This is a genomic window from Phyllobacterium brassicacearum, from assembly GCF_003010955.1.
In the GTDB taxonomy this organism is placed as follows: Bacteria; Pseudomonadota; Alphaproteobacteria; order Rhizobiales; family Rhizobiaceae; genus Phyllobacterium; species Phyllobacterium brassicacearum.
This window is the reverse complement of record NZ_PGGO01000054.1, coordinates 1-3544: the sequence shown is the minus strand read 5'-3', so window position 1 is coordinate 3544 and position 3544 is coordinate 1. Positions and strand designations below refer to the sequence as shown.

Below are 3544 nucleotides of genomic sequence, written 5' to 3'. Positions count from 1 at the left end.
CTCGACTTCGCCTTCCAGGTGGAAGACGCGGACGCGGACCAGACAGCGATGCAGCACATACTTGTTGACGTCGCCTGACACTTGACCAACGGGGGCGGCCAATGCTGCCCCCGGTACGACCACCCCGATCTGTTGCACGAGATGTTATCCCGCACACCAGAGAGAGAAATGATGAAAACCAACCAACAGCCCCCTGCCTTGCAGGTGGTGATGAAAGAGGCCAGGCGCGCCATCCGCCCGCTTATCTGGTTCAGCGGTGGCATCAACGTGCTGATGCTGACCGGGGCGCTTTATATGCTCCAGGTCTACCACCGCGTGTTGTCCAGTCACAGCCTGGAGACGTTGGTGATGCTGTCGCTGATGGCGGCAGGGGCACTCGCGACAATGGCGGGGCTGGAGGTGGTGCGCGGGCGTCTTCTGGCTACCGTCGGATCGTGGATGAACGCGCGGTTGGCACCAGTTCTCCTGACCGCATCGGTAGAATATGCCGCCTCAGCGCCCGGTCAGGCCAACGCCCGTCCGCTGCGCGACCTCGATCAAGTACGGAATTTCTTCACCAGCCCGAGCATCTTCCCGATCCTTGACGCCCCTTGGGCACCGCTATTTTTCGCCGCCATATTCCTCATGCACCCTTGGTTGGGCTGGTTGGCGCTGGTCGGCGGGATCGTACTATTTGCGTTGGCGTTGCTCAACGAGTACCTCACACGCAAGCCGTTGACCGAGGCCGCAAGCGCACAGTCGCGGGCATTCGTGCAGGCTGAGGCAGCGATCCGCAACGCCGAGGTCGTACAAGCGATGGGCATGTTGAAGCCACTGCTGGAGGGCTGGAAGGAGCAGACGGACGAGGCAAACAAAGGACACGTTCTTGCTGCCAACCGTGGCGGCGTCATCGCGGCTATCGCGCGCTGTCACCGACTGGGCCTGCAAATGGCCATACTGGGCCTTGGTGCTTATCTCGTACTTCAGAACGAGGCTTCACCCGCTATCATGATCTCCGCCTCAATCCTGATGGGGCGCGCGTTGTCCCCGGTCGAGCAAGCGATCGGCACATGGAAGGCGACGGTCGGAGCGCGTGCCGCTTACCGGCGTCTCACCGCAGTCGCCGGACAGCACCCGGAGGCCACACCAGTTCTGCCATTGCCACGACCGAAAGGCAGGTTTGAGGCCGACAACCTTGTGCTTGCCCGACAGGGTGGCGAGCATATCCTGAAAGGGATTAACTTCCAGCTCAAGCCGGGTGAAGCAATGGCGTTGATCGGCCCGAGCGGGGCCGGCAAGACGAGTCTGGCGCGAATACTGGCCGGTGCCTGGCGTCCAACAGGGGGGCGTGCGTTACTGGACGGCATGGACGTTGCCCAATGGGCGGCGGAGGACCGTGGTCATTATGTCGGTTACTTGCCGCAGGACATCGAGCTCTTCGCCGGTACCGTCTCTCAAAACATCTGCCGCTTCGCGAAGCTCAACCCAGCGGTATTCAACAACGTTGTCAAGGCGGCGCAGTTGGCGGGCGTTCACGAACTGATCAAAGGGCTGCCGAAGGGGTACGCCACCGAGATCGGCGAATCCGGCGCGGTGCTGTCAGGCGGGCAGCGCCAACGCATCGGGTTGGCGCGGGCACTTTACGGCGACCCGGCACTCATTATCCTGGATGAGCCCAATTCTAACCTCGACCGCGAGGGTGAGGACGCATTGATCGCAGCCCTCAGCACAGTCAAGGCGGCGGGCACGACCATTATCCTGATCGCGCACCGACCGAATATCATGGAGAAGGTTGACAAGATATTGGTCCTCAACCGGGGCCAACAAGATCTCTTCGGTCCACGTGACTATGTCTTCAATGAACTAGCCGCGCGCATCCGCGAGGTGAGGCAGATGCCAACTATAGTGGCGAACCAGGCATGAAAACGAAAACAGATATGAACGTCGTGCCGTTACCCGTTCCGTCACCCTCCGCACCGGAACAGGTACCCCTGCGTCTCACAGGCGTGAAGCTCACCGGGTTCGCGATCATGTTCCTTTTCTTCGGCGTGGCCGGGGGTTGGGCAGTGCTGGCACCGTTGGACAGCGCCGCAGTGGCACCGGGCGTTATCAAGGTTGCCGGCGATCGCAAGCTCATCCAGCACCTCGAGGGCGGCATCATCGCGGAGTTGAACGCCGCCAACGGCGATATCGTCAAGGCGGGCAAGGTCCTCATCCGACTCGATAGCACACAGGCAAAGGCGCAGCTTGACCTGATCCAGAACCGGATAGCAACGCGTGAGGCTCTGGCCGCGCGTCTCAGGGCCGAGCGTGACGACAAGGCCGAGATCGAGTTTGATCCGACGTTGCTCGCAAACCCCGCCGCCGCCGCAAAGGACGCGGTGGCCGCACAGCGTGACGTGTTCGCGGCGAAGCACCACCACTTGAAGGACGAGCGGGAAATTCTCAACCAGCGCCGTAACCAGACCGAGGAAGAGATAACGGGACTGGAGGAGCTTATCGTCACCGAGGACAAGCAGATCGAGGCGATCGAGGGTGAAACCAAAGACCTTGAGAGTCTGCTCAAGAAGGGGCTGACCACCCGCGAACGGAACCTGTTGCTCAGACGACAACAGCGGGAGTTCGAGGGGGAGCGCGCTACCAACGTCGCGGCAATCGCTCGTGCCAGAAGCGCCATGGCCGAAATTGACATGCAAATCCTGAACCTCAACACAGTGCGGCTGAACGAGGCCGTCGAGGAGTTCAGCAAGGTCGAGGCGGAGTTGTTTGACCTCAAACAGCAGGAGCGTTCCGCCAGGGACGTGCTTACCCGCACCAATGTCGCCGCGCCAGTGGACGGCATCGTCATGGACCTGAAGGTCCACACGGCGGGCGGTGTCGTAAAACCCGGTGAGACGTTGATGACAGTCGTGCCGCTCGGACAGCAACTCGTGGTCGAGGCTATGGTCAAACCAGAGGATGTCGAGACGATCGCACCCGGACAGCCCGCGCGCGTCAGTTTCCCGGCCTTCGCCCGCTACGACCTGCCGCCACTCGATGGCGTCGTGGAGATTGTGTCGGCTGACCGCATGGTGGAGGAGCGCAGCGGGGCGCCGTATTTCGCCGCGACCGTGTTGATTGACAAGAGCGAACTTGCCAAGCTGGAGGGCCGCAAGCTGCTGCCCGGCATGTCCAGCGAGGTGATGATCCGGACGGGTGCTCGCACCGTGCTTTCCTATGTCGCCGAGCCGATCACGCAGAACTTCCGCCGAGCAATGCGGGAGAAATAGCCGTAGGCCGCCAACGACTTTTTTATCTGACCAGGGCGTAGTGACGAGTTAACGACCTGAACCAGATAGCGATAGCGGCGAGTTTGACGAAGTTGGCGAGCAGCTTGTCGTATCGGGTTGCGACGCGCCAAAACCAACAACGTGTATCCAGGAATGAAGACACGCGTATTGCTAACCGCGTTCGCGCAGTTCGTATTTTCTCGCAAAAGTGAAAGTAGCCCCTGATGCGCTTCAGAAGCTCGATGATGTCCGCCTGGTCCCGGAAATGCCGGCCGAGGTGATGATCATCAATGGCG

The 3544-nt window shown here is 61.0% G+C and carries 3 protein-coding genes; all 3 read left to right on the top strand.

Features of this window, described 5'->3' with window-relative positions:
• Window positions 1-171: 171 nt before the first annotated feature.
• Window positions 172-1902, top strand: coding sequence for a type I secretion system permease/ATPase (locus tag CU102_RS28140; protein WP_106714333.1), 1731 nt, complete (start codon window positions 172-174; stop codon window positions 1900-1902).
• Window positions 1899-3248, top strand: coding sequence for an HlyD family type I secretion periplasmic adaptor subunit (locus tag CU102_RS28135; protein ID WP_106714332.1), 1350 nt, complete (start codon window positions 1899-1901; stop codon window positions 3246-3248). The genes CU102_RS28140 and CU102_RS28135 overlap by 4 nt, the downstream gene beginning before the upstream one ends.
• Before the next feature lie 208 nt (window positions 3249-3456).
• The coding region (locus CU102_RS31250; protein ID WP_483428630.1) for a hypothetical protein at window positions 3457-3544 on the top strand (88 nt) is incomplete at its 3' end.

Coding starts and splice junctions, on each gene's coding strand:
- CU102_RS28140 (WP_106714333.1), top strand. CDS start 172: ATGAAAACCAACCAACAGCCCCCTGCCTTGCAGGTGGTGATGAAAGAG.
- CU102_RS28135 (WP_106714332.1), top strand. CDS start 1,899: ATGAAAACGAAAACAGATATGAACGTCGTGCCGTTACCCGTTCCGTCA.